Origin of the sequence: Streptomyces hyderabadensis (genome assembly GCF_020404845.1) — a bacterium.
GTDB classification, from domain to species: Bacteria; Actinomycetota; Actinomycetes; order Streptomycetales; family Streptomycetaceae; genus Streptomyces; species Streptomyces hyderabadensis.
In genome coordinates this window covers 86,120-109,391 of sequence record NZ_JAIOJZ010000013.1, presented here as the reverse complement: position 1 = coordinate 109,391, position 23,272 = coordinate 86,120, and the positions used below count along the sequence as shown (strand labels likewise).

The window sequence follows — 23,272 nt, the reverse complement described above, 5'->3', positions numbered from 1 at the left end:
TGACCGGTCCGCCGCGCGGGGGCGCTTGCTCTGCGGCCGTCCGGGCTCGTCGGGGCCTCGTACGGCCGCCCGGTCCGCCGCCCGGGCCTCGTCCCGGCCCCGCCGCGCATCGCGGGTGGCGCCGAGGCGGTCGGCCGGGGGCGCTCCCACCGCGGGCGGTCCGGCTCGTTGGGGGCCCGGCACAATGGGGGGCATGGCTTCTGCGACCCGTCACGCGCCCACCGTCGGTTTCGACCTCGACATGACGCTGATCGACTCCCGGCCCGGCATCCGGGCCTGCTACCTCGAACTGAGCGCGCGCACCGGGACGTACGTGGACGCCGACCTGGCCGTCACCCGGCTCGGGCCGCCGCTGGCCGAGGAGCTGGCGCACTGGTTCCCGGCCGGGGAGATCGAGGCCGTCGCCGACCTGTACCGGGAGATCTACCCGGCGTACGCGATCGAGCCCACGCTCGCGCTGCCCGGCGCCCGCGAGGCCGTCGCCGCCGTGCGCGGGGCCGGCGGGCGGGCCGTCGTCGTCACCGCCAAGTACGAGCCGAACGCCAAGCTGCACCTGGCGCACCTCGGCATCGAGCCGGACGCCGTGATCGGCGGCCTGTGGGCCGAGCAGAAGGCTCTCGCGCTGCGCGAGCACGACGCGGACGTCTACGTCGGCGACCATGTCGGCGACGTCCGCGGAGCCCGCGCCGCCGGTGCCCGCTCCGTGGCCGTGGCCAGCGGGCCCTGCGACGCCGACGAGCTGCGCGCGGCGGGCGCCGACGTGGTCCTCGCCGACCTCACCGCCTTCCCGGCGTGGCTCGCGGCCTACCGGGACGGCGAGGGCGACGCCGGGGAGCCGGCCGCGGCGCGGGCCTGACGCCGCCCGGCGGCGATCGACTGGAACACTCCGGCACCGGCGACCAGGAAGCCCACTCCCATCAGCATGCTCAGCCCGAACATGTAGGTGGGGAACGGCGTCGTGCCCAGCAGCAGCGGGGCCACCGTGACCAAAGTGGCCACGGCGCCGACGAAGAAGACGATCGCACCGGCGCGGATCAGCCGGTCGCCGGGCGCGGCGGAATTCATTCGGGTTTGTTCACGCACCCGACCAGGGTAGTTCCCAGGCCTGGAGAACAGCCGGGGGACGTCTTGTCACCCGGTCGAAGACCATTAGCCTGGGTACCGGCGGGTCGGACGACCCGCCCAAGTGCTATCAAGAGCCGTTTCCGAGCATATTTCCGAGCAGTTTCCGACGAGTACGAGGACGAGGACAGACGTGCCTACCGGCAAGGTCAAGTGGTTCAACAGCGAGAAGGGCTTCGGCTTTCTCTCCCGCGACGACGGCGGTGACGTCTTCGTCCATTCCTCGGTCCTCCCTGCCGGAGTCGAGAGCCTGAAGCCGGGACAGCGCGTCGAGTTCGGTGTCGTCGCCGGACAGCGCGGCGACCAGGCACTGTCGCTCGCCCTGCTCGACCCGGCCCCCTCGGTCGCGGCCGCGCAGCGCAAGAAGCCGGACGAGCTGGCCTCCATCGTGCAGGACCTGACGACGCTCCTGGAGAACATCACGCCGATGCTGGAGCGCGGCCGCTACCCCGAGAAGACGGCCGGCAAGAAGATCGCCGGGCTGCTCCGCGCGGTCGCGGACCAGCTCGACGTCTGATCGCCTCGCCCGGCCGTCCTACGGGAACGCCAGCGCGTCCGGGCCGAGGGCCGGTACGAGTCCCTCGGCCGCCGCGCGGGTCAGCAGGCCCCGGATCGCCGCGTAGCCGTCCTCGCCGAGGTCGGCGGTGAACTCGTTGACGTACAGCCCGATGTGCTGGTCGGCGACGGCCGGGTCCATCTCCTGCGCGTGCTCCATGACGTACGGCCGGGACACCTTCGGGTCGTCCCAGGCCGCGCGGACCGAGGCGCGCACCGCGTCCGCGAGCCGGGTCAGCGCCGGCCCGCCCAGCGACCGCTTCGCGATGATCGCGCCGAGCGGGATCGGCAGCCCGGTGGTGTGCTCCCAGTGCTCGCCCATGTCGGCGAGCTTGTGCAGCCCGTAGTTCTGGTACGTGAAGCGGGCCTCGTGGATCACCAGGCCCGCGTCGACCTTCCCGTCCCGCACGGCCGGCATGATCTCGTGGAAGGGCATCACCACGATCTCCCCGACCCCGCCGGGCACGGTGTCCGCGGCCCACAGGCGGAAGAGCAGGTAGGCGGTGGAGGTCTCGCTGGGCACCGCGACCGTGCGGCCGCTCAGATCGGCGTCCGCCTCCCGGGTCAGCACCAGCGGCCCGCAGCCCCGGCCCAGCGCGCCGCCGCAGGGCAGCAGGGCCCAGTCGTCGAGGACGTACGGCAGCACGGCGTACGACACCTTCAGCACGTCGAACTCGCCGCGCTCGGCCATCCCGTTGGTGACGTCGATGTCTGCGAAGGTCACGTCGAGGGCGGGGGCGCCGGGGACGCGGCCGTGCGCCAGGGCGTCGAAGACGAAGGTGTCGTTGGGGCAGGGGGAGTACGCGATGCGCAGGGTCTCGGGGGCTGCGGGCGTCTCAGGGGTGTCAGCGGTCATGTCGCTCATGTGGGTTCCAACTCGTGAGGGCGGGGGCGAGCTTCCCGAAGGCGTCCGTCAGTGCCGTCAGGGCCTCGCCGATGCGCCAGGCGGCCCGGTCGCGTGGTCCGACCGGGTTGGAGACCGCGCGCAGTTCGAGCACCGGCACCCCGTGCGCGGCGGCGGCCTCCGCGACGCCGAAGCCCTCCATCGCCTCCGCCAGGGCGTCCGGATGGCGCTCGCGCAGCAGCGCGGCGCGGGCCGCGGTGCCGGTGACGGTGGACCCGGTCAGGACGGTGCCGGGCCGGGCCCCGGTGGCCTCGGCGACGGCGCGGACCAGAGGGGCCGGCGGGTGGTGGGTGACGGTGCCGAAGCCGAGGTCGGTGACCGGCAGGAAGCCGTCGGCGGTCTCGGCGCCCAGGTCGGCCGCGGTGATCGCGTCGGCGACCACGAGCGAGCCGACGGGCGCGTCCGGCAGGAAGCCGCCGCCGATGCCGGCCGAGACGACCAGGTCGTAGGGCGTGCCGTCGAGGGCCGCGGCGGTCAGCGCGGCGGCGGTGGAGGCGGCGGCGAGGGCCGGGCCGACCCCGGCGGCCAGCAGGTCCCAGCCGTCCGGCAGCCGGTGCAGGGCGATGCCCGGGCGGGACACCTCGGCGCCCGGCGCCGGGAACGCCCGAGCCACCGCGTCCCGTTCGACGGGGACCGCGGTGGCCACGAGGAGGTGCACGGAGGACGTGGGCGGTCAGTCCTTCTTCAGCTTGAAGACCCACACACCGGTGATGTTCTGGCTGTCGTCCTTGCCGTCACGGGCCGCGACGGCGACGTTCGTCGAGTTGCCCTGGGCGCCGTACTGCGCGTTGAAGAAGACGCTGCCCGGCACGGTGCGGTAGGTCTTGTCGCTGTCCTCGACCAGCTGCTGACCGTTCATCAGGATCGTCCAGTGCTTGTCGGCGACGTCCGGGTCGACACCGAACCGCACGGTCTCGTCCTGGTCGACCGTGATGGTCTTCGCGTCCTTGTCCTGCAGGCACTTGTCGATCTCTTCGGCCGAAAGGGTCTTGCCCTCCCCGCCGCAGGTGGCCTCGGAGCTGACCGAGTCACTGCCGACCGTGATCGTCGCGATCGGGGTCGGCTCGTCACAGGCGGACAGCAGGAGAAGTCCGGCGGACACGGCGCCTGCGGCGGCGACGGCGCGGCGGCGTCGCACAACGCGGTGTCCGAGAGCGGCGGTGCCGCGGGGCAACGTGGTCATGGCGGAAGGCTATACGGCGCTCCTGTCCCGCCCCCCACCTGGGTACGGCGTGGCGTGGTCACGCCACCCTCGGCCGAGTCCGCCCCCCGTGCCGGGCCGAGTCGAGCAGACCCCGTACGGTCGTCAGCCACCCGGCGGCGATGATCGCGGCGGCCACCGACAGGCCCAGCGTGCCGTTGAGCGGCAGCACGATGCCGACCGCGCCGCCCAGCACCCAGGACACCTGGAGCAGCGTCTCCGAGCGCGCGAACGCCGACGTGCGCACCTGCTCCGGCACGTCCCGCTGGATCAGCGCGTCCAGGGACAGCTTGGCCAGCGCCTGCGCGAACCCGGCGACCGCCGCCAGGCACGCCACCAGGAAGGCGCTGAAGAACACCGTGGCGACCACCGCCGCGCCCAGCACCGTCGCCACCACCGTCACGATGATGACCTCCGGCGCCCGGGACCGCAGCCACGCCCCGACCGCCGTGCCCAGCGCGTTGCCCGCACCGGCCGCGACGCCCACGATCCCCAGCGACACCGCCGCGCTCTGGCCGGTCATCGGGTGCACCCGCAGCAGGAACGCCAGGAAGAAGATCAGGAAGCCGGTCAGACAGCGGATGGCGGCGTTGGCGGCCAGCGCGTGCGTCACCGCCGGGCCGACCGTGCGCAGCCCGGGACGCTTGCCCCGCTTCCGCAGCGGACCGGGCAGGTGCTCCTCGTCCGCGGCGAGCAGCGCCCGGCCCTCGCCACGTGCCGAGTCCACCTTCCGCGGCAGCGTGAACGACAGCACGGTGCCCGCCACGAAGATCACGAAGGCGCCGTACAGCGGCCAGCGCGGCCCCACCTGCTGCAGCCCGGCGCCGATCGGCGCGGCCACGCCGGTGGCCAGCAGCCCGCACAGCGTGACCCGCGAGTTCGCCTTCACCAGGGAGACCCGGGGCGGCAGCAGCCGCGGCACCACCGCGCTCCTGACCACCCCGTACGCCTTCGAGGCGACCAGCACGCCCAGCGCGGCCGGGTACAGCTCGATGCCGCCGGTGACCACCGCGCCGGACAGCACCAGCGCGAGCACCGCGCGGGCGCCCATCGCGGTCGCCATCGCCGCGCGGCGGCCGTGCGGCAGCCGGTCCAGGAGCGGCCCGATCACCGGCGCGAGGAGCGTGAACGGCGCCATCGTGATGGCCAGGTACAGCGCGACCCGCCCGCGCGCCTCGTCGGTGGGGACGGAGAAGAAGACGGTGGAGGCCAGCGCGACGGTGATCATCACATCACCCGCGCCGTTCACCCCGTGCAGCTCGATCAGCTTGCCGAGGCCCGACTCGCCGGCGCCGTGCGCGTGCGTGGCCCGCCGGATGCGGCGCGCGGTACCGGTCACCGGCAGGCGCAGCGCCCGGCCGACCGCACGGAACCGGGAGCCGGCTCCGCGCCGCCGGCTCCCGCGCTTGAACTCCGTCCGTGCGGCTGCCACCCCGTCATAGTGCCCCGTCGGCGGCCGCTGTAGCGTCGATACGGCACGTATGGCGGTGATCGGGTCGAGTGACCCGGGCGCCGGCACCCCCCGGGTGCGCCGGACCGTACCCCGCCGAAACTCCCGTCGGTGTAGGCCCAGGGCACATGAACAGGTAGCGTGCGTAGCGCGCCGTGGCGAACGTTCTCGGCCGCGCGCCGTACGGCCATCCCGCAGAATGGATGACGTAGGTGCGCCCGAGCGCGATCGGGCGCGGACGTCGACGCGGTCCACAGGTCCGCTCCGTCCGCCCCCTCGCAGGCAGCGGCGCACTCGTGAGACGGCGTATGGAGAGAAGCGATACCTGTGAGCGCAGCGACAACGCGAAGCCGCACCCCTGACCGCCTGTGCGCCGAGGCCGTCGACCTCGCCCGGGGCGCAGCCGAGGAGGCCGCCGCCCCCGGCGTCGTCGGCGAGCACGAGGGCATGGTGTCGGAGGGCGACCGGGTCGTCACGCACTACTTCGCCTGCAAGGAGATGGGCTACCGGGGCTGGCGCTGGGCCGTGACGGTGGCCCGCGCCTCCCGCGCCAAGATCGTCACGGTGGACGAGGCGGTGCTGCTGCCCGGCCCCGACGCGCTGCTCGCCCCCGAGTGGGTGCCGTGGAGCGAGCGGCTGCGGCCCGGCGACATGGGCCCCGGCGACCTGCTGCCCACCGACGCGGAGGACCTGCGCCTGGAGCCCGGCTGGACCGGCGAGGACGAGCCGCCGCCGAACTCCGCCGTCTCCCACGAGATGGCCGACCTGGTCGAGGCCGAGGACGCCGAGGTGACCTCCGGGCCGCCGGCCGAGCTGTCCACCGTCCCGGCCCGCGGCACGATCTCGGCGGTCGCCGAGGAGCTGGGCCTGCGCCGCACCCGGGTGCTCTCCCGGTACGGGCTGCACGTCGCCGCCGACCGCTGGGAGGAGGGCTACGGCCCCAAGACCGCGATGGCCCAGGCGGCCCCGGCCTCCTGCGTCAGCTGCGGCTTCCTCGCCCGGATCGGCGGCTCGCTGGGGCAGGCCTTCGGGGTGTGCGCCAACGAGTTCTCCCCGGCCGACGGGCACGTCGTGTCGCTGGCCTACGGGTGCGGCGGGCACTCCGAGGCCGCGGTCATGCCGAAGCCGCCGCGGGTGGCTCCGCCGGTGATCGACGAGACGCGGGTGGATCCGTTTCCGCTGCGGCCGGCCGCGGATTCCGGGTCGGTGCCGGTGGCCGAGGACCAGGCCTCGGCGGAGCTGGGGCATTCGTAGGGCGCGGGTGCGTTGTCGGGTGCGGGTGCGTCGTGGCTCGCGTCCCCGGGGGCTGCGCCCCCGGACCCCCCTTCGGCCTTGACGGCCTCGTCCTCAAACGCCGGACGGGCTGGGTGATGCCGACCCGGGCCACACAGCATGGGACGGGCTGGATGATGCCGGCCGGGGCCGGGTGATGCCGGTCGGTGTCGTGAGTGCGCCGGCGGCCGGGGCGGTACCTTCGTGGTCCGTCGATGAGGAGAGTCACCGTGAGCATGTTCGTACGGCCTGCCGACGAAGGCGCGGACCCGTTCGGGACGGCGCGTCTGCGGCGCGGGGTGCTGGACGCCTGGGCGACGAGCCCGGCCCGGTTCCGTGAGGACGCCAACGCGGAGGAGGACCTCGTCCTCGGCGGCTACCGCGACCGGCTGGTCGTCGAGCTGGCGCAGAACGCCGCCGACGCCGCCGCCCGGGCCGGTGTGCCCGGCCGCCTCCGGCTCACCCTGCGCGACGGCGTCCTCGTCGCCGCCAACACCGGCGCCCCGCTCGACGCGACCGGCGTCGAGTCGCTGTCCACCCTGCGTGCCTCCGCGAAGCGGGACGCGGCGGACGGCTCGGTCGGCCGGTTCGGGGTCGGCTTCGCCGCCGTCCTGGCCGTCACCGACGAGCCCGCCGTCGTCGGCCGGCACGGCGGGGTGCGCTGGTCCCTGGCCGAGGCCCGCGACCTGGCCGTCGACACCGCCCGGCACAGCCCCGGCCTGGGTGACGAGATCCGGCGGCGCGACGGTCACGTACCGCTGCTGCGGCTGCCGTTCCCCGCCGAGGGCAGCGCCCCCGCCCCCTACGACACCGCCGTCATCCTGCCGCTGCGCGACACGGCCGCCGCCGACCTCGCCGAACGGCTCCTGCACGGGGTGGACGACGCCCTGCTGCTCGCCCTGCCGGGACTGGCGGAGGTGGTGATCGAGGCCGGGGACCAGGTGCGCACCCTCGCGCGCCGGGCCGAGGACGACCTGACCGTGGTGGAGGACTCCGCCCACGGCGTCACCCGCTGGCGCACCGCCGCCGCGCACGGCCCGCTCACCCCCGACCTGCTCGCCGACCGGCCGGTCGAGGAGCGGCTGCGCCCCCACTGGTCCGTGACCTGGGCGGTGCCCGTCGACGCCGACGGTGCTCCCGAACGCCCCCGCACCAGCCCCGTGGTCCACGCGCCCACGCCCAGTGACGAGCCGCTCGGCGTGCCCGCCCTGCTCATCGCGTCCTTCCCGCTGGACGCCACCCGACGGCACACCGCCCCGGGGCCGCTGACCGACTTCCTGACGGAACGGGCCGCCGACGCCTACGCCGGACTGCTCGCCGACTGGCGCCCGGTCTCCGCCGGCCTCATCGACCTGGTGCCCGGCGCGCTGGGCCGGGGCGAACTGGACGGCGCGCTGCGGCAGGCGATCCTCGACCGGCTGCCCCGCACCTCGTTCCTGCCGCCCGCCCTGCCCTCCGGGGGCCGGGACGCGGAGGACGACCTGCCTCAGTCCCTGCGGCCGCGCGACGCCGAGGTGGTGGAGGGTGCGGGCGCCGACACCGTGCGGGTGCTGGCCGAGGTGCTGCCGACCCTGCTGCCCGCCGGTCTGGAACGCCGGGCCGAACTGCGCACGCTGGGCGTGGCCCGGGTGCCGCTGACCGACGCGGTCGACCGGCTGGCGGGCCTGGAGAAGGCCCCCGCCTGGTGGCGCAGCCTCTACGACAGCCTCGCCGGGGTCGACCCCGACCGGCTGTCCGGGCTGCCGGTGCCGCTGGCCGACGGGCGGACCACCATCGGGCCCCGGCAGGTGCTGCTGCCCTCCCCGGACGCCGCCTCCCTCGACCCGGAGGTCCTCACCCGCCTCGGCCTCAAGGTCGCCCACCCGGACGCCGCGCACCCGCTCCTGGAGAAGCTCGGCGCCCTCCCGGCCACCCCGCGCGCCGTGCTCACCACCCCGCAGGTGCGGGCCGCCGTCGCCGCCTCCCTGGACGACGAGGGCGGCGCCAACTGGGAGGAGGACGCCCTCGACGCCGAGGAACTGGCGGACACCGTCCTCGGCCTGGTCCGCGACGCCGGACTCGATGCCGGGGACGAGCCCTGGCTGGGCGCCCTCGCCCTGCCCGACGAGGACGGCGAACTCTCCCCGGCCGGCGAACTCGTCTTCCCCGGCGGTCCGTTCGCCCGGGTCATGCGCGAGGACGAACTCGCCGCCGTGGACGCGGAAGTCGCCGAGAAGTGGGGGCCGGACCCGCTCGCCGCCTGCGGCGTCCTGGTCACCTTCGCCCTCGTCCGCGCCACCGACGTCGTCCTCGACCCCGACGAACTGGAGCCCCGCGAGGGCGACTTCGCCGAGCCCGACGACGCGGGGCTGCTCGACGCCGTGGACGTGTGGAGCGAGGACGTCCTCGACCGCTTCCCGGACAGCCCCGTCCCGCCGGTCGCCACCGAGATCGTCGCCGTGCGCGACCTCGACCTGGTGGACGACGACCACTGGCCCGAGGCCCTCGCCCTGCTGTCCCGGCCGCCGCTGCGCGACGCCCTGGTCCAGCCCGTCCGCGTCCTGCTGCCCGACGGCACCCACGAGGTCGTACGGCCGTACACCGCGTGGTGGCTGCGCGGGCACCCGGTGCTCGGCGGACGCCGCCCGGCCGGCCTGCGCGCGGCGGGCGGCGACCCGCTGCTGCGGGGCCTGTACGAGGAGGCCGACGCGACCGGCTTCGAGGACGAGCAGGTGCTGCGGGCGCTGGGGGTGCGCACCTCGGTCGCCGCCCTCCTCGACGAGCCCGGCGGCGCGGCCGAACTCCTGGACCGCCTCGCCGACCCCGACCGCCCGGTCACGGCCGCCCAACTGCACGCCCTGTACGGCGCGCTGGCCGACCTCGACCCCGAGCAGGTCACCCTGCCGGACGAGGTGCGGGCCGTGGTCGACGGCGAGGTCCGCGTGGTGGACGCCGCCGACGCGGTCGTGGTCGACTCGCCGGACCTGCTGCCCTTCACCTCCGGCGTCCCGCTGCTGCCGGTCCGCCCGGCCCGGGCCGCCGAACTGGCCGAGCTGTTCCAGGTGCGGCGGCTGAGCGAGTCGGTCACCGGCCGCGTCGACTCCGAGGGCGCCGAGCACGCCGTACCGGAGCCGGTGCGGGTGCTGCTGGGGGCGCGCACCCCGGACTCGTACGTGGAGCACGAGGAACTGGTCGTCGACGGCGTGGAGATCGACTGGCGCCTCACCGACGACGGCGCGCTGCACGCGGCGACCCTGGAGGGCGTGGCCGCCGGCCTCGCCTGGGCGGCGGGCCAGTGGCCCCGCCGCTTCGAGGTGGCAGCGCTGCTGGAGGACGAGTCCCGCACGGAGGAACTGGCGAGGGACCGCTGGTTCGACTGAACCGTGCGGCCCGGACCGACCGAATGTGAAGGCGTGGGCACATTTTCTCCACGTTCCGTACAACCATCGCACCGCGTCGTGGATCTATGAGGCGAGTCAGCAGACTCATGACCCTCCGGGTCCCGGCGCGGTGACCACCGCCGGGACCCTTGTCCTGACGTGGGGAACACATGCGCACACGAGTCCTGGTGGCGGCCGCCACCGGCGCCCTCGCCCTGACCGCCCTCGCCGTCCCGGCCGCGCAGGCCGACGGCGGGAGCGGCGACATCCGCATCACCAAGGTCGTCGTGGACGGCGACAACAAGGTGGCCATCGGCACCGGCAGTGCCAAGACCCTGTCGGTCAGCGTGACCGCCACCGACGGCTCCGGCATCCTGGGCGCCGAGTCCTTCGACCTGAAGGGCCCGGGGTACGGGTACGAGTCGACGGGCAAGCCGAGCTGCAAGAAGGTCAGCGCGACCACCTCCACCTGCACGGCCTCGGTGAAGATCGACCCCCGGACGGACTACCTCGGCAACGCGATGGCCGGCACCTGGTACGTCGGCGTCTGGATCGATGCCAAGGACGGCGACTACATCTGGAAGGACAAGGCCGGGTCCTTCAAGTTCCAGCGCGGCACCGCCGTGACGACCAACGCCTCGCCGGAGCCGGTGAAGAAGGGCAAGACCATCACGGTCACCGGCAAGCTGAGCCGGGCCAACTGGGAGACCCTCAAGTACGGGGCCTACTCCGGCCAGCCGGTGCAGCTCCAGTACCTGAAGAAGGGCGCGAAGGCGTACACCGTGCTGAAGACCGTCAAGTCCAGCTCGGCGGGCAAGCTCAGCACCACGGTCAAGGCCGGCGCGGACGGCTACTACCGCTACGTCTTCGCCGGCAACTCGGCGTCCGGGGCGGTCACCTCGGTCTCCGACTTCGTCGACGTGAAGTAGTCCGCTACGCGGGGAAGCGGCGGCCGACCCACCTCCACAGGAGTTCCAGCACGGCCGCCGCGACCACCGCGATGCCGACGGCAGTCCACGGCATGGTCACCCCCACCAGCTTCAGCGCGAAGAAGTCCTGCAGCCACGGCACCGCCAGGACCACCACGAAGCTCAGCCCCATCGCCGCCACCAGCAGCACCCGCCACCAGGTGTACGGCCGGGCGATGATCGCCAGTACCCACATCGAGATCAGGAACAGCGTCAGCGTCGCCGCGCTCGTCTCCGCGTCCAGCGCGCCCGGCCCCGAGTAGTGCTGCCGCGCGACGAGGTACGTCACGAACGTCGCCGCGCCCGCCACCACCCCGCCCGGGATCGCGTACCGCATCACGCGCCGGACGAAGTGGGGTTTCGCCCGCTCCTTGTTCGGGGCGAGGGCCAGGAAGAAGGCGGGGACGCCGATGGTGAGCGTGGAGAGCAGGGTCAGGTGGCGGGGCAGGAACGGGTACTCCACCTGGGAGCAGACCACCAGGATCGCGAGCAGCACCGAGTACACGGTCTTCACCAGGAACAGGGTCGCCACGCGCGTGATGTTGCCGATGACGCGGCGGCCCTCGGCCACCACCGACGGCAGCGTGGCGAAGCTGTTGTTGAGCAGCACGATCTGCGCGACCGCCCGGGTCGCCTCCGAGCCGGAGCCCATCGCCACGCCGATGTCGGCGTCCTTGAGCGCGAGGACGTCGTTGACGCCGTCGCCGGTCATGGCGACCGTGTGCCCGCGTGACTGGAGGGCGCCCACCATGTCCCGCTTCTGCTGCGGGGTGACCCGCCCGAACACGGTGCCCTCGTCCAGGGCGCCCGCCATCTCCTCCTGCCCGGCGGGCAGCCGGCGCGCGTCGACGGTGGACCCGGACAGCCCGAGCTTCGCGGCCACCGCGCCGACCGACACCGCGTTGTCGCCGGAGATGACCTTGGCCCGCACGTCCTGGTCGGCGAAGTAGCGCAGGGTGTCGGCGGCGTCCGGGCGCAGCCGCTGCTCCAGGACGACCAGGGCGGTGGGCGTCACTCCCCGGGCCAGGTCGGGATCGTCCAGCGCGCGGTCCGCGCGGGCCAGCAGCAGCACCCGCAGGCCCTGTTCGTTGAGCCGTCCGGTCTCGGCGAGCGCCGGGTCGTCCTCGGCGAGCAGCACGTCCGGGGCGCCCAGCAGCCACGTGCGCGAGACGCCGTCGCCCTCGTCGAAGGTGGCGCCGCTGTACTTGCGGGCGGAGGAGAAGGGCAGCGCCGCCGTGGAGCGCCACGCCCCGGCGGACCCGTCGACCGGGTAGGTGTCGATGATCGCCTGGAGGGAGGCGTTGGGGCGCGGGTCGGACGCGCCGAGGGCGCCGAGCACGGTGCGGACGTGTCCCTCGTCGGCGCCGTCGAGCAGGCGCAGGTCGGTGACGTCCATGCCGCCCTCGGTGAGGGTGCCGGTCTTGTCCAGGCAGACGGTGTCGACCCGGGCCAGCCCCTCGATGGCGGGCAGCTCCTGGACCAGGCACTGCTTGCGGCCGAGCCGGATGACGCCGATCGCGAAGGCGACGGAGGTGAGCAGGACCAGGCCCTCGGGGACCATGGGCACGATGCCGCCGACGGTGCGCGCGATCGAGTCGTCCAGCTCGTTGTCCTTGGCGAGCAGCTGGCTGAGGATCAGGCCGATCGCGGTCGGGACCATCATCCACGTGACGTACTTGAGGATCGTGGAGATGCCGGAGCGCAGCTCGGACTGGACCAGCGTGAAGCGGGAGGCCTCCTCGGCGAGCTGTGCGGCGTACGCCTCGCGCCCCACCTTGGTCGCCCGGAAGGCGCCGCCGCCCGCGACCACGAAGCTGCCCGACATCACCTGGTCGCCGGGCTGCTTGACCACCGGGTCGGCCTCGCCGGTCAGCAGCGACTCGTCGATCTCCAGCCCGTCCGCCTCGACGCACACCCCGTCGACGACGGCCTTGTCGCCGGGCCCGATCTCGATGACGTCGTCCAGCACGATCTCGGACGTGGAGACCTCGGTGGGTCTCCCGTCCCGGCGCACCGTCGGGCGGGCCTCGCCGATCACGGCCAGCGAGTCGAGGGTCTTCTTCGCCCGCCACTCCTGGATGATCCCGATGCCGGTGTTGGCGAGGATCACGAAGCCGAACAGGCTGTCCTGGATCGGCGCGACGATCAGCATGATCACCCAGAGCAGGCCGATGATCGCGTTGAACCGGGTGAAGACGTTGGCGCGGACGATGTCGGCCAGCGAGCGGCTGCTGCGCACCGGCACGTCGTTGACCTGGCCGCGGGCGATCCGTTCGGCGACCCCGGCAGCCGTGAGTCCGGTCGCGGGCGAAGAGGGGTCAACGGCGTGCGCGGGGTGCGCGGGATCGCGTCTGTCCGCGTCGAGATGCGTCATGCATTCGACGGTACGTGCGGTTTTACGGCTTCACCCACCGAGTGCGGAGAAGATCCGACCTGGGTACGAGGCGTACCGGCGCGGTGTGCTGCCCTGGTACTACTCCTGGGCTGCCCTGGCCTCCGCGTCCCGCTTGATCGCGGCGTCGCGCCCCCGGACGTACCAGATGCCGATCAGGCCGAGGCCGCCGCCGGCCAGGCAGGTCCACACCCACCAGGTGTGCCCGTGGTCGTCGAACCAGCCGTAGAAGGGCAGCTGCACCAGGAAGAGGACGAACCAGAGGATGGTGCCGCCGACGATGGTCGGGACCACGGGCCCCTCCAGGGGCTCCGGCGCCTCGTGCGTGGGTGTCCACTTCGTCATGCGTACAGCTTACGAGGAGCGTGCGAACGGGTTGACGGCGCGGCGCCACACGGTGATTCCACGGGTCTACGCGCGGAGATAGCGATCAGGGGCTCATACGTTCATACTGAACCCGTTTGTCTCTGACCGCTTTCATTCGTAGAAACCACCAATAGGAACACCGACAAGGCCGTGGGGGAACCTGTTGGTGCATGAGGTCCCGCATGTCCACCTCGGCCTCCGCCAAGGTCCCCCCGTCCCCCGAGTCGCCGGAAGACCGGCGGCCCCCGCAGAACGGTCTCGACCGTTACTTCAAGATCTCCGAGCGCGGCAGCACCCTGCCCCGGGAGATCCGCGGCGGCTTCGCCACCTTCTTCGCGATGGCCTACATCATCGTGCTGAACCCGATCATCCTGGGCAGCGCGAAGGACATGTACGGCAACCAGCTCGACAACGGGCAGCTGGTCACCGCCACCGCCCTGACGGCCGCCTTCACCACCCTCCTGATGGGCGTCATCGGCAACGTGCCGATCGCGCTCGCCGCCGGTCTCGGCGTGAACTCCGTCGTCGCCCTCCAGCTCGCCCCGCGGATGTCCTGGCCGGACGCCATGGGCATGGTGGTGCTGGCCGGCTTCATCGTCATGCTGCTGGTCGCCACCGGTCTGCGGGAGCGCGTGATGAACGCGGTGCCCTACGGCCTGCGCAAGGCCATCTCCATCGGCATCGGCCTGTTCGTCATGATCGTCGGCCTCGTCGACTCCGGCTTCGTCACCCGGATGCCGGACGCCGCGCAGACCACCGTCCCGCTCCAGCTGGGCGTGGGCGGCCACCTGCACGGCTGGCCGGTCCTGGTCTTCGTCCTCGGCGTGCTGCTGACCCTCGCGCTGATCGTCCGCAAGACGCCGGGCGCCATCCTGATCTCCATCGTGGTGATGACGGTCCTCGCGGTGATCATCAACGCGGTCACCGACATCCCGTCCTGGGGCCTGACCACCCCGGAGTGGCCCGGCAACCCGGTCGCCACGCCCGACTTCGGGCTGGTCGGCGAGGTCAGCCTGTTCGGCGGGTTCGACAAGGTCGGTGTGCTGACCGGTGTGCTGTTCGTCTTCACCGTGCTGCTGTCGTGCTTCTTCGACGCGATGGGCACGATCATGGGTGTCAGCGACGAGGCGAAGCTGACCGACGGCGAGGGCCAGATGCCGGGCATCAACAAGGTCCTGTTCGTCGACGGTGTCGCGGTCGCCGCGGGCGGTGCCAGCTCCGCCTCCGCCACCACCTGCTTCGTGGAGTCCACGGCGGGCGTCGGCGAGGGCGCCCGCACCGGCTTCGCCAACATCGTCACCGGCGCGCTGTTCGCCCTGGCGCTGTTCCTCACGCCGGTCGCCACCATGGTTCCGTCGCAGGCGGCGACCCCGGCGCTGATCGCGGTGGGCTTCCTGATCCTGGCCGGTTCGATCAGGGAGATCGACTGGTCCGACTTCACCATCGCCATCCCGGCCTTCGTGACGATGCTGATGATGCCGTTCACCTACTCGATCACCAACGGCATCGGCATGGGCTTCATCACCTTCGCGGTGCTGCGCCTGGCGGCCGGACGGGGCCGCGAGGTGCCGGTGGCGATGTACGTGGTGTCGGCGGTCTTCGCCTTCTACTACCTGATGCCTGCCCTGGGCCTGACGTGAGCCCCGCAGGCCCTCAGGTGACCCCGTAGAACCGTTCCGTCTCCTCCACGGCGGACTGGAACCGCTCGTCGAAGTCATCACGGATGAGCGTCCGGACGACATAGTCCTGGACGCTCATTCCTCTTTTGGCCGCATGGTCCCGGAGCCGGTCGAGCAGCTCCCCGTCTATCCGCAGGCTGAGCACGCTGGTCCCCATGAGCACGAGGGTCGCCCCGGTCGGCCGGGTGATGCCTCCATTTCCGGACACGACTCACTCGTACGGGTGAACTGCGGGTTTCAGTGGCGGGCGTCACGGGCACCCGGGGCGCCGGGCGGTGGTATTTCGCGAGACTAATGAGTTACGCTAAGGAACATGCCGGACCTCAAGCATGGCGACGACGCCGCCGCCGTGAACTCCCTGCGCTCCGCCGTGATGCGGTTGTCCCGTCGGCTCAAGCACCAGCGGGTCGACGAGTCGCTCAGTCCCACCGAGATGTCGGTGCTGGGCACCCTGGGCCTGTGCGGCAGCGCGACCCCGGGCGAGCTGGCCCGCAAGGAACACGTCCAGCCGCCCTCGATGACCCGCATCGTGGCGCTGCTGGAGGCCAAGGGACTGGTCCGGCTGGAGCCGCACCCCGAGGACCGGCGCCAGAAGGTCGTGACGCAGACCGAGCAGGCCGTGGTGATGCTCGACGAGAGCCGCCGCAAGCGGAACGCGTTCCTGGCCACCCTGGTCGAAGGGCTCGACGAGGACGAGTGGGCGAAACTGCGCGCCGCCGCCCCCGTGCTGGAGAAGCTCGCACACAAGTAAGGCAGTTCTCGCGAGGAGGCGAACCTTTTGAGTACGGGATCCGGAGCAGCTTCCGCCCCCGCACCTGACGGCCACGACGACCCGACCACCACCCGCACCCCCGACGCCCCCCGCAGGACGTCGATGTTCGCCTCCCTCAAGGTCAGGAACTACCGCCTGTTCTTCATGGGCCAGGTCGTCTCGAACATCGGCACCTGGATGCAGCGCATCGCCCAGGACTGGCTGGTGCTCAGCCTCACCGGCTCCTCGGCCGCCGTCGGCATCACCACCGCCCTGCAATTCCTGCCGATGCTGCTCTTCGGCCTCTACGGCGGCGTCCTCGTCGACCGGCTGCGCAAGCGGCCCACGCTGCTGGTCACCCAGTCCGCGATGGCCCTGACCGCGCTCGCCCTCGCCGTCCTCACCCTGAGCGGCCACGTCCAGGTCTGGCACGTCTACGTCGCCGCCTTCGCGATGGGCCTGGCCACCGTCATGGACAACCCGGCCCGCCAGTCCTTCGTCTCCGAGCTGGTCGGCCGGGACCAGCTGCAGAACGCGGTCAGCCTGAACTCGGCCAACTTCCAGTCCGCCCGACTCGTCGGCCCCGCCGTCGCCGGACTGATGATCACCGGGGTGGGCACCGGCTGGGCGTTCCTCGCCAACGGCCTGTCCTTCGTCGCGCCGCTCAGCTGCCTGCTGCTGATGCGCGCCCGCGAGCTGCACACCGTCCAGCGCGCCCCGCGCGGCAAGGGCCAACTGCGCGAGGGCCTGCACTACGTCGCCGGCCGCCCCGAGCTGATCTGGACCATCACCCTGGTCGGCTTCATCGGCACCTTCGGCTTCAACTTCCCGGTCTTCCTGTCCGCCTTCGCCGACGACGTCTTCCACGCCGGTGCCGGGGCCTACAGCCTCTTCAACACCCTCATGGCCGTCGGCTCCCTGGCCGGTGCGCTGCTCGCCGCCCGCCGCGGCACCGCCCGGCTGCGCGTCCTGATCGCGGCGGCGCTCGGCTTCGGCGCCCTGGAGATCGTCGCGTCGACCGCGCCCGAGCTGTGGCTCTTCGCCCTGCTCATGGTCCCCATCGGCGTCTTCAGCATGACCGTCAACGTCACCGCCAACACCAGCATCCAGATGTCCACCGACCCGGCCATGCGGGGCCGCGTCATGGCCCTGTACATGATGGTCTTCCTCGGCGGCTCCCCGGTCGGCGCCCCGATCGTCGGCTGGGTCACGGACACCTACGGCGCCCGGGTGGGCTTCGCCGCGGGCGGCGCGGTGGCCGCCACCGCCGCGCTCGTCATCGGCCTGGTCCTGGCCCGCGTCGGCAACCTGCGCCTGTCGGTCGGCTGGCACCGCGGCCACCCCCAGGTCCGCTTCGTCCCGCGCGAGCGCCGGGAGGCACTGGCCCCGGCGGCGTAGGCGGTCGGAAAACCAGGGGTCCGGGCGGCGGGGCTCTGCGAGGCTGGCGGCATGAGACTGTTCGCCGCCGTGCTGCCGCCCGAGGACGTCACCGCCGCGCTCGCCGACGAGGTGGCCGTACTGCGCGGGCTGCCCGGCGCGGACGGGCTGCGGTGGACCGGCCGCCCGGGGTGGCACCTCACCCTCGCCTTCTACGGCGAGGTCGACGACGACCTCGTACCCGACCTGTCGGCCAGGCTGGAGCGGGCGGCCCGCCGTACCGCGCCCTTCGGGCTGGCGCTGCGCGGCGGCGGACAGTTCGGGCGCGGACGGGCGCTGTGGGCGGGCGCCGAGGGCGACCTGGCGACCCTGCGGCTGCTGGCCGACCGGGCGGAGTCGGCGGGGCGCAGGGCGGGCGTCGAGATGGGCGAGCACCGGCGCTACAAGCCCCACCTGACCCTGGCCCGCAGCAGGCAGGCCTTCGACGTCCGCCGCTACGTCGAGGCGCTGTCCGGCTTCACCGGCCCCGCCTGGACCGTGACCGACCTGGCGCTGGTCCGCAGCAACCTGCCGGAGTCGGGCGTGCCGGGCGAGCAGCCCCGCTACGAGGCGGTCGCCCGCAGCCCGCTCGGCGCCGCCGGTTAGGCTCGGGGGCGTGGACCCGAAGACCCGTAACCGGATCATGGCCGGTGTGCTCGTGCTGATGCTCGTCGTGGTGGCGGTGGCGGCGGCCCTCGGCTGACCTGCCCGTGGGGCGGCCGCCGCCCCGCTCACCACCTCACCCCGCTACCAGGCGAAGGCCTCCGGAGCGGGCCCCGGCCCCGGGAAGACCTCGTCGAGCCCGGTCAGCAGCTCGTCCGACAGCTCCAGCTCAACGGCCCGCAGCGCCGACGCGAGCTGCTCGGCGGTGCGCGGGCCGACGATCGGACCGGTCACACCGGGCCGGGTCAGCAGCCAGGCCAGCGCCGCCTCGCCCGGTGCGACACCGTGCTTGTCGAGCAGGTCCTCGTACGCCTGGACCTGCGCCCGCTGCGCGGGGTCGGCCAGGGCGTCGGCCGCCCGCCCCGAGGCCCGGCGCCCGCCCTGGACCTCCTTCTTGATCACCCCGCCGAGCAGCCCGCCGTGCAGCGGCGACCACGGGATGACGCCCAGGCCGTAGTCACGCGCGGCCGGGATCACCTCCATCTCGGCGCGGCGCTCGGCCAGGTTGTACAGGCACTGCTCGCTGACCAGGCCGATGGTGCCGCCGCGCCGGGCGGCGGTCTCGTTGGCCTGCGCGATCTTGTACCCGGGGAAGTTCGACGACCCGGCGTACAGCACCTTGCCCTGCTGGACCAGGGTGTCGATCGCCTGCCAGATCTCGTCGAAGCCGGTGGCGCGGTCGACGTGGTGGAACTGGTACAGGTCGATGTGGTCGGTCTGCAGCCGCTTGAGGCTGGCGTCCACCGCCCGCCGGATGTTCACGGCGGACAGCTTGTCGTGGTTGGGCCACGCCTCGCCGTCGGCGCCCATGTTGCCGTACACCTTGGTGGCGATGACCGTCTTGTCGCGCCGGTCGCCGCCCTTGGCGAACCAGTTGCCGATGATCTCCTCGGTGCGGCCCTTGTTCTCGCCCCAGCCGTACACGTTGGCGGTGTCGAAGAAGTTGATGCCGGCGTCCAGCGCCGCGTCCATGATGGCGTGGCTGTCGGCCTCGTCGGTCTGCGGGCCGAAGTTCATGGTGCCGAGGACGAGCCGGCTGACCTTGAGTCCCGTGCGTCCGAGCTGCGTGTACTTCATGGTCCCCAAGCCAACGACTTGGAGTGCGCTCCAGGCAAGCGGGCGGGTCCGGTCAGTCGCGGGGAAAGTCCGCGGTGGGGAGCGTGAGGCCGAGGACGGTGTCGGTGAGGTCCAGCTCCTCCCCGAAGACGACCCGGGTCTCGGTCGTGTAGTCGCCGTCCTTGGGGTGCGTGAAGATGTGGCAGCGGCCCTGGTACGGGTCGGCGATCAGGTAGAGGGGAACCTCGGCGGCGGCGTAGGCGAGCCTCTTGGGGCCGTAGTCGTTGGCTGCGGTGCCCTGGGAGATGACCTCGGCGACGAACTCGACGTCCTCGTAGCGCCAGTGGCCCGTTTCATCCCGCTTCGCGCCGTCGCGGAGCTTGGCCACGTCGGGGCAGAAGCCGTTCTTGTGGCCTGGGAAGTCGATGCGGACGTCCGAGAGGACCAGGACGTCCATGCCGAACCGGTCCTCGATGGGCCGTACGATCCGGCGGATGATTGCCCAATGCGTGTCGCGCTGCGGTGTCATGTGGACGTTGCCCCCGACGATCTCGACCCTGAATCCTTCGGGGACGGGCATCCGCTCCAGGCGCTCGAACCACGCATCCAAGCATTCCGTGTTGGCGTCGGCCATGGCGATCCTGTCTTCAAGGACGGTCATCGTGGCGCTCCTCCCCGGCTGTCCCACGGGCGGGAGCAGCCGCGCGGTACAACGATACGCACGGCGACCAGGACACGGGAGGACGCGCATATGCCAGAGCAGGGCCGGGACCGCACCGATCACCTCGTCGCCCTCGTCCGGCGGCACCTCGACGAGGACGGCGACGTGCTCGGCGTCTACGCGCACGGCTCGGCCACCCTCGGCGGGCTGCGCCCGTACAGCGACCTCGATCTCCTGGCCGTCGTGCGACATCCCACCGCGCACGCACAACGCGCCGCGCTCACGGACGCGTTGCTGAAGGTGTCCGGTGGTGAAGGGCGACGTCCCGTCGAGCTGATCGTCGTCGTCCACGGCGACGTCCGGCCCTGGCGCTATCCGCCCCGCCGGGAGTACCTGTACGGCGAGTGGCTGCGCGACGCCTACGAACGCGGCGCCGTCCCGGAGCCGGAGGACGACCCCGACCTCGCCCCGCTCCTGACCATGGTGCTGCGCGCCGACGCCCCGCTGTACGGCCCGCCGCCCGCGACCCTGCTCGACCCCGTGCCGCACGGCGACCTGCGCCGGGCGATCACCGCCGGGGTGCCGGAGCTGCTGGCCGAGCTGGAGTCGGACACCCGCAACGTGCTGCTCACCCTGGCCCGGGTCTGGAGCACGCTCGGCACCGGTGACATCCGGTCGAAGGACGCGGCGGCAAAGTGGGCCCTGGGGCGGCTGCCCGCCCGGGACCGGCCGCCGCTGGCCCACGCGCGCGCCGTCTACCTCGGGCAGGAGACGGAGGACTGGCGCGGCCGGACCGTGCGGTCCTGTGCCGACCGGCTGGTCCGGGAGATCCGGGCGGCCTACGACGCGGGGGAGTAGGGCCCGCCAAGACCCCACTCCTCGTCCATCGCCGTCGCGAACGCCTCCGCGATGCGGTGCTCGCCGCGCTCGTTGGGGTGCGTGCCGTCGTAGGTGTCCGTGTGGAAGTCGTACGCCGCCGGGGGCGGGACCAACAGCAGCGGGGAGCGCGGGTCGTCGAGGTCGGTGGCGGTCTTCGCGAGGAGTTCGTTGAAGTGGGCGACCTGCTCGGCGAAGGACGTGTCGGCCTCCACCCGGATGTTGTGCAGCACCGGCATCACGGCCACGCGCACGCGTGGGTTCGCCGAGCGCGCGTTCGTCAGGAACGCGCGGACGTTGGCGGCGGTCTGCTCGGCGTTGGTGTAGAAGCCGAGGTCGATCAGGCCCAGGGAGACCAGGAGCACGTCCGCGCGGCAGGCCCGTACCGTCTCCGCGATCAGCGGCGTCATGTGGTGCCAGCCCTCGCCCCAGCCGGCCAGGTGGGCGCGGGGGAAGTCGGGGGCGGCGTAGGCGTACGAGGTGGGGGCGTCCGTCACCTGGTCGTGGAGGGTCTCGCGCGGGCCGACGAAGGTGAAGGGGCGGTCGTAGGAGTCGCGCAGGTGCTGCCACAGCCGGTAGCGCCACGTGTGTTCGCCGGCGCTCCCGATCGTCATGGAGTCACCGACGAACATGAACCTGAGCATCCGCTCATCATGGACGATCGGCCTGGTCGGCGCGATGTGAGTCCGACCACGCAGGGTGACCGGGAGGGTGACCGCCGACGTGAACGCCCGCGCGGGATGGCAGGCTTGGCGCATGCGCCGACCCTTCGCCCTCCTCGCCTCGGCCCTTCTCGTGGGTGCGTTCGCCGTGCCCGCCTCAGCGGCGGACGGGGCGGACGGGCCCGCCGGGAGCGACGGGTTCACGATCAAGGACCCGCGTATCACCGAGTCCAGCGGTCTCGCCGCCTCCCGCCTGCACCCCGGCATCTACTGGACCCACAACGACCAGGACACCGGCCCCTACATCTACGCCGTGGACGGCGCCACCGGCGAGACCGTCGCCCGCGTGGCACTGTCCGGCGTCGGCACGCCCCGCGACGTGGAGGCCATCGCCATCGGGCCCGGCAACAGGATCTTCGTCGGCGACATCGGCGACAACGACGGCGTGACCTGGCCGTACGTGTGGATCTACGAGCTGCCGGAGCCGAAGCAGCTCAAGGACCAGACCGTCAAGGCGACGCAGTACGTGGTGAAGTACACCGACGGATCGCGCGACGCGGAGTCGATGGTGGTCCACCCGAAGACCGGGCGGGTCTACATCATCGACAAGAACGAGGACGGCGGGCACCTGTACGAGGGTCCGGCGAAGCTGTCCGCGTCCGGCACCAACGTCTTCAAGCCCACCGTGCCGGTGGACCTGTGGGCGACGGACGCCGCGTTCTCCCCGGACGGCGAGCAGCTCGCCGTGCGCGGCTACCTCGGGGGCATCTGGTACGACTGGAACGGCGGGAAGATCCAGCGCAAGGGGCGGATCAGCGTGCCCCTGGGGCAGGGCGAGTCCGCGACCTACACCACCGACGGCAAGAAGCTGCTGCTCGGCATGGAGGGCGCGAACAGTCCGGTGAAGGCCGAGGACGTGCCGGGGGCGGGCGGTGGACCGGGCGGCGGCGGTTCCGACTCCGCGGCCGGGGACTCCGGCGGGTCCGACGGGCCGGGCGGGGTCACGCTCAAGGTCGGCGCGGTCGGGCTGCTCGTCGCGCTCGCGGCCCTGCTCGGCCTACGCCGGCTGTTCCGGCGCCGCTGAGCCGTCCGCCGGGGCCGGGGTGCCCGGCGTGGGCGGGGCGTCCGGCGTGGCCGGATCCGCCGCCGCCCGGCGGGCGGTCACCAGCACCTCAAGCCCGTCCAGGATGCGCTGCAGCCCGAACTCGAAGTGGTCGAAGCCGGTGCCGAAGGCGTCCTCGGAGAGGGAGGCCAGCACGGGGTAGCGCCCGCTGCTCATGGCCTTCACCAGCACCGGCTCCTGGGCCTGCCAGAACTCCGCGTCCGTCAGCCCGGAGCTGCGCTCGGCCTCCCGCTCGTACACCTGCGTGCGGGCGGCCCCGACGACGTATCCGTCGATCATGACGATCACCGAGACCAGCTCGGGGTCGGTCAGGCCCATCGGCCTGATCCGGGTGAGCACCTTCTCCATGCCGTCCAGGGCGGAGGGGCCGAGGATCGGGCGGGACTGGTTGACCTCCAGCAGCCAGGTGTGGCGGCGGTAGAGGGCGAGCGTGGCGTGGCCGAGGGCGTGGAGCGCCGGGCGCCAGCCGCCGTCGCCGAGGTCGGCGGGGTTCTCGGACGGGCGCTGCACGCGGTCCAGCATCAGGTCGAGCAGCTCGCCCTTGCCGGGGACGTAGCGGTACAGGGACATCGTGCCGGTGCCCAGCTCGGTGGCGATCCGGCGCATCGAGACCGCGCCCAGTCCGTCCCGGTCCGCGACCTCGACGGCCGCGTCCACGATCCGCTCCAGCGTCAGGCCCGGCCGCGGGCCCCGGCTGGGGCGCCGGCCGGTGTCCCACAACAGTTCGAGGGTGCGGCCGATGTCGCCGCTGCCGCTGGTCTCCGTACCGCTTGCCATGGGCTCAGTTTAGAACCGC

23 protein-coding genes are annotated in these 23,272 nt (G+C 72.8%); 11 read left to right on the top strand and 12 right to left on the bottom strand.

Features of this window, described 5'->3' with window-relative positions; genetic code table 11:
* Window positions 1-193 precede the first annotated feature (193 nt).
* Complete coding sequence (locus K7854_RS12885) at window positions 194-856, top strand: HAD family hydrolase (protein WP_372481026.1); 663 nt, start codon at window positions 194-196, stop codon at window positions 854-856.
* Here K7854_RS12885 and K7854_RS12880 read toward each other — a convergent pair.
* Window positions 805-1,065, bottom strand: a complete 261-nt coding sequence (locus K7854_RS12880; protein ID WP_264087242.1) for a hypothetical protein — start codon at window positions 1,063-1,065, stop codon at window positions 805-807. The two genes, K7854_RS12885 and K7854_RS12880, sit on opposite strands and share 52 nt — an antisense overlap.
* A 190-nt stretch (window positions 1,066-1,255) precedes the next feature.
* Here K7854_RS12880 and K7854_RS37665 point away from each other — a divergent pair, with 190 nt between their 5' ends.
* Window positions 1,256-1,639 carry a cold-shock protein gene (locus K7854_RS37665; protein WP_003974650.1) on the top strand — a complete coding sequence of 128 codons (384 nt, stop codon included), beginning with the start codon at window positions 1,256-1,258 and terminating at the stop codon, window positions 1,637-1,639.
* A gap of 18 nt (window positions 1,640-1,657) precedes the next feature.
* Here K7854_RS37665 and K7854_RS12870 read toward each other — a convergent pair whose 3' ends face one another.
* The 4 genes from K7854_RS12870 to K7854_RS12855 are packed head-to-tail and all read right to left on the bottom strand — an operon-like array spanning window position 1,658 to window position 5,214.
* On the bottom strand, window positions 1,658-2,542 hold the full coding sequence (locus K7854_RS12870) for a 1,4-dihydroxy-6-naphtoate synthase (protein WP_372481025.1): 885 nt from the start codon (window positions 2,540-2,542) through the stop codon (window positions 1,658-1,660).
* Complete coding sequence (locus tag K7854_RS12865; RefSeq protein WP_226026582.1) at window positions 2,523-3,227, bottom strand: futalosine hydrolase; 705 nt, start codon at window positions 3,225-3,227, stop codon at window positions 2,523-2,525. The genes K7854_RS12870 and K7854_RS12865 overlap by 20 nt, the downstream gene beginning before the upstream one ends.
* Before the next feature lie 27 nt (window positions 3,228-3,254).
* Window positions 3,255-3,764 (bottom strand): DUF2771 domain-containing protein, encoded by a 510-nt coding sequence (locus K7854_RS12860; protein ID WP_226026581.1) that lies wholly within the window; start codon window positions 3,762-3,764, stop codon window positions 3,255-3,257.
* Between the two features lie 58 nt (window positions 3,765-3,822).
* Window positions 3,823-5,214, bottom strand: coding sequence for an MFS transporter (locus K7854_RS12855; protein ID WP_226026580.1), 1,392 nt, complete (start codon window positions 5,212-5,214; stop codon window positions 3,823-3,825).
* A 345-nt stretch (window positions 5,215-5,559) separates the two neighbouring features.
* Here K7854_RS12855 and K7854_RS12850 point away from each other — a divergent pair, with 345 nt between their 5' ends.
* From K7854_RS12850 to K7854_RS12840, 3 genes are all read left to right on the top strand, one after another.
* Entirely contained in the window at window positions 5,560-6,486 is a 927-nt protein-coding gene (locus tag K7854_RS12850; RefSeq protein WP_226026579.1) for a DUF3027 domain-containing protein, read from the top strand.
* A 248-nt stretch (window positions 6,487-6,734) separates the two neighbouring features.
* On the top strand, window positions 6,735-9,863 hold the full coding sequence (locus K7854_RS12845) for a sacsin N-terminal ATP-binding-like domain-containing protein (protein WP_226026578.1): 3,129 nt from the start codon (window positions 6,735-6,737) through the stop codon (window positions 9,861-9,863).
* 170 nt (window positions 9,864-10,033) lie between these two features.
* Window positions 10,034-10,792 carry a calcium-binding protein gene (locus K7854_RS12840; RefSeq protein ID WP_226026577.1) on the top strand — a complete coding sequence of 253 codons (759 nt, stop codon included), beginning with the start codon at window positions 10,034-10,036 and terminating at the stop codon, window positions 10,790-10,792.
* Between the two features lie 4 nt (window positions 10,793-10,796).
* On the opposite strand, the gene K7854_RS12835 is transcribed toward K7854_RS12840, so the two are convergent.
* Both K7854_RS12835 and K7854_RS12830 read right to left on the bottom strand, forming a co-directional pair.
* Window positions 10,797-13,205, bottom strand: a complete 2,409-nt coding sequence (locus K7854_RS12835; RefSeq protein ID WP_226026576.1) for an HAD-IC family P-type ATPase — start codon at window positions 13,203-13,205, stop codon at window positions 10,797-10,799.
* Between the two features lie 99 nt (window positions 13,206-13,304).
* The gene (locus K7854_RS12830; RefSeq protein ID WP_226026575.1) at window positions 13,305-13,568 is read right to left on the bottom strand and encodes a DUF2530 domain-containing protein; all 264 of its coding nucleotides are present in this window, start codon (window positions 13,566-13,568) and stop codon (window positions 13,305-13,307) included.
* A 203-nt stretch (window positions 13,569-13,771) separates the two neighbouring features.
* Between K7854_RS12830 and K7854_RS12825 the strand changes: the two genes are divergently transcribed.
* Window positions 13,772-15,229 (top strand): NCS2 family permease, encoded by a 1,458-nt coding sequence (locus tag K7854_RS12825; protein WP_226026574.1) that lies wholly within the window; start codon window positions 13,772-13,774, stop codon window positions 15,227-15,229.
* A gap of 13 nt (window positions 15,230-15,242) precedes the next feature.
* Here K7854_RS12825 and K7854_RS12820 read toward each other — a convergent pair whose 3' ends face one another.
* Window positions 15,243-15,431, bottom strand: coding sequence for a hypothetical protein (locus tag K7854_RS12820; RefSeq protein WP_061447031.1), 189 nt, complete (start codon window positions 15,429-15,431; stop codon window positions 15,243-15,245).
* A 150-nt stretch (window positions 15,432-15,581) separates the two neighbouring features.
* Here K7854_RS12820 and K7854_RS12815 point away from each other — a divergent pair, with 150 nt between their 5' ends.
* From K7854_RS12815 to thpR, 3 genes are read left to right on the top strand one after another with little or no spacing between them, the layout of a single operon-like run.
* Window positions 15,582-16,019, top strand: a complete 438-nt coding sequence (locus K7854_RS12815; RefSeq protein ID WP_226026573.1) for a MarR family winged helix-turn-helix transcriptional regulator — start codon at window positions 15,582-15,584, stop codon at window positions 16,017-16,019.
* Between the two features lie 27 nt (window positions 16,020-16,046).
* The gene (locus K7854_RS12810) at window positions 16,047-17,417 is read left to right on the top strand and encodes an MFS transporter (RefSeq protein ID WP_226026572.1); all 1,371 of its coding nucleotides are present in this window, start codon (window positions 16,047-16,049) and stop codon (window positions 17,415-17,417) included.
* Between the two features lie 51 nt (window positions 17,418-17,468).
* Window positions 17,469-18,041 (top strand): RNA 2',3'-cyclic phosphodiesterase, encoded by a 573-nt coding sequence (gene thpR / locus K7854_RS12805; protein ID WP_226026571.1) that lies wholly within the window; start codon window positions 17,469-17,471, stop codon window positions 18,039-18,041.
* A 141-nt stretch (window positions 18,042-18,182) separates the two neighbouring features.
* Here thpR and K7854_RS12800 read toward each other — a convergent pair whose 3' ends face one another.
* Both K7854_RS12800 and K7854_RS12795 read right to left on the bottom strand, forming a co-directional pair.
* The gene (locus tag K7854_RS12800; RefSeq protein ID WP_226026570.1) at window positions 18,183-19,175 is read right to left on the bottom strand and encodes an aldo/keto reductase; all 993 of its coding nucleotides are present in this window, start codon (window positions 19,173-19,175) and stop codon (window positions 18,183-18,185) included.
* A gap of 52 nt (window positions 19,176-19,227) precedes the next feature.
* The gene (locus tag K7854_RS12795) at window positions 19,228-19,815 is read right to left on the bottom strand and encodes a Uma2 family endonuclease (RefSeq protein ID WP_226026569.1); all 588 of its coding nucleotides are present in this window, start codon (window positions 19,813-19,815) and stop codon (window positions 19,228-19,230) included.
* Between the two features lie 90 nt (window positions 19,816-19,905).
* Between K7854_RS12795 and K7854_RS12790 the strand changes: the two genes are divergently transcribed.
* Window positions 19,906-20,673 (top strand): aminoglycoside adenylyltransferase family protein, encoded by a 768-nt coding sequence (locus K7854_RS12790; protein WP_226026568.1) that lies wholly within the window; start codon window positions 19,906-19,908, stop codon window positions 20,671-20,673.
* Here K7854_RS12790 and K7854_RS12785 read toward each other — a convergent pair.
* On the bottom strand, window positions 20,655-21,335 hold the full coding sequence (locus K7854_RS12785) for a GDSL-type esterase/lipase family protein (RefSeq protein WP_226026567.1): 681 nt from the start codon (window positions 21,333-21,335) through the stop codon (window positions 20,655-20,657). The genes K7854_RS12790 and K7854_RS12785 overlap by 19 nt on opposite strands.
* Before the next feature lie 112 nt (window positions 21,336-21,447).
* Here K7854_RS12785 and K7854_RS12780 point away from each other — a divergent pair, with 112 nt between their 5' ends.
* Entirely contained in the window at window positions 21,448-22,437 is a 990-nt protein-coding gene (locus K7854_RS12780) for a WD40 repeat domain-containing protein (protein WP_226026566.1), read from the top strand.
* Here the strand turns inward: K7854_RS12780 and K7854_RS12775 are convergent.
* Window positions 22,411-23,253, bottom strand: a complete 843-nt coding sequence (locus K7854_RS12775; protein WP_226026565.1) for a TetR/AcrR family transcriptional regulator — start codon at window positions 23,251-23,253, stop codon at window positions 22,411-22,413. The two genes, K7854_RS12780 and K7854_RS12775, sit on opposite strands and share 27 nt — an antisense overlap.
* Window positions 23,254-23,272 lie beyond the last annotated feature (19 nt).

What these genes read in the sequence shown, in the direction of transcription:
- thpR (WP_226026571.1), top strand. Translation starts at nt 17,469, where the DNA reads ATGAGACTGTTCGCCGCCGTGCTGCCGCCCGAGGACGTCACCGCCGCG.
- K7854_RS12885 (WP_372481026.1), top strand. Translation starts at nt 194, where the DNA reads ATGGCTTCTGCGACCCGTCACGCGCCCACCGTCGGTTTCGACCTCGAC.
- K7854_RS12785 (WP_226026567.1), bottom strand. Translation starts at nt 21,335, where the DNA reads ATGCTCAGGTTCATGTTCGTCGGTGACTCCATGACGATCGGGAGCGCC.
- K7854_RS12775 (WP_226026565.1), bottom strand. Translation starts at nt 23,253, where the DNA reads ATGGCAAGCGGTACGGAGACCAGCGGCAGCGGCGACATCGGCCGCACC.
- K7854_RS12880 (WP_264087242.1), bottom strand. Translation starts at nt 1,065, where the DNA reads ATGAATTCCGCCGCGCCCGGCGACCGGCTGATCCGCGCCGGTGCGATC.
- K7854_RS12790 (WP_226026568.1), top strand. Translation starts at nt 19,906, where the DNA reads ATGCCAGAGCAGGGCCGGGACCGCACCGATCACCTCGTCGCCCTCGTC.
- K7854_RS12835 (WP_226026576.1), bottom strand. Translation starts at nt 13,205, where the DNA reads ATGACGCATCTCGACGCGGACAGACGCGATCCCGCGCACCCCGCGCAC.
- K7854_RS12840 (WP_226026577.1), top strand. Translation starts at nt 10,034, where the DNA reads ATGCGCACACGAGTCCTGGTGGCGGCCGCCACCGGCGCCCTCGCCCTG.
- K7854_RS12815 (WP_226026573.1), top strand. Translation starts at nt 15,582, where the DNA reads ATGCCGGACCTCAAGCATGGCGACGACGCCGCCGCCGTGAACTCCCTG.
- K7854_RS12825 (WP_226026574.1), top strand. Translation starts at nt 13,772, where the DNA reads ATGTCCACCTCGGCCTCCGCCAAGGTCCCCCCGTCCCCCGAGTCGCCG.
- K7854_RS12830 (WP_226026575.1), bottom strand. Translation starts at nt 13,568, where the DNA reads ATGACGAAGTGGACACCCACGCACGAGGCGCCGGAGCCCCTGGAGGGG.
- K7854_RS12795 (WP_226026569.1), bottom strand. Translation starts at nt 19,815, where the DNA reads ATGACCGTCCTTGAAGACAGGATCGCCATGGCCGACGCCAACACGGAA.
- K7854_RS12860 (WP_226026581.1), bottom strand. Translation starts at nt 3,764, where the DNA reads ATGACCACGTTGCCCCGCGGCACCGCCGCTCTCGGACACCGCGTTGTG.
- K7854_RS12870 (WP_372481025.1), bottom strand. Translation starts at nt 2,542, where the DNA reads ATGAGCGACATGACCGCTGACACCCCTGAGACGCCCGCAGCCCCCGAG.
- K7854_RS12780 (WP_226026566.1), top strand. Translation starts at nt 21,448, where the DNA reads ATGCGCCGACCCTTCGCCCTCCTCGCCTCGGCCCTTCTCGTGGGTGCG.
- K7854_RS12800 (WP_226026570.1), bottom strand. Translation starts at nt 19,175, where the DNA reads ATGAAGTACACGCAGCTCGGACGCACGGGACTCAAGGTCAGCCGGCTC.